This window comes from Stenotrophomonas sp. YIM B06876, assembly GCF_030711595.1.
Lineage (GTDB): Bacteria > Pseudomonadota > Gammaproteobacteria > Xanthomonadales > Xanthomonadaceae > Stenotrophomonas.
Genome location: NZ_JAUJUJ010000428.1, coordinates 1 through 674, shown reverse-complemented (window position 1 = coordinate 674; position 674 = coordinate 1). Strand labels below are relative to the sequence as shown.

Here is a 674-nt window from a genome sequence, read left to right as displayed (position 1 = left end):
TGCAGGATGGGCTCTTCGCCCAAATAGAACCGCACCATGTCGGGCACGTAGGGGTAGACCGACTTGTCGTCGGCCACGCCCGTGCCCACGGCGTTGCAGATGGCGACGTTGCCAGCGCGGTAGGCGGCCATGAGGCCCGCGCAGCCCAGGGTGGAGGTGGGGCGGAACGCCAGCGGGTCAAGAAAATCGTCGTCCAGGCGCCGGTAGATGACATGAACGCGCCGCAGGCCGTGCGTGGTGCGCNAGGCGGCCATGAGGCCCGCGCAGCCCAGGGTGGAGGTGGGGCGGAACGCCAGCGGGTCAAGAAAATCGTCGTCCAGGCGCCGGTAGATGACATGAACGCGCCGCAGGCCGTGCGTGGTGCGCATGTAGACGAAGCTGTCCTTGACCACCAGGTCCTGCCCCTCGACCAGTTCCACGCCCATCTGCTGCGCCAAAAAGGCATGCTCGAAATAGGCGCTGTTGTGCATGCCGGGCGTGAGCACCACCACCGTCGGATCGGCGGCGGCGCTGGGCGCGCTGGCGCGCAGGGTCTCGAGCAGCAGGTCGGGGTAATGCGCCACCGGCGCCACGGCGTGCAGGCTGAACAGCTCGGGAAACAGCCGCATCATCATCTTGCGGTTCTCCAGCATGTAGCTCACGCCGCTGGGCACGCGCAGGTTGTCTTCGAGCAC

1 protein-coding gene is annotated in these 674 nt (G+C 67.2%); it reads right to left on the bottom strand.

Annotated elements, in window-relative coordinates; genetic code table 11:
* The coding region (locus QZH66_RS17745; RefSeq protein ID WP_305807134.1) for a circularly permuted type 2 ATP-grasp protein at window positions 1-674 on the bottom strand (674 nt) is incomplete at both ends.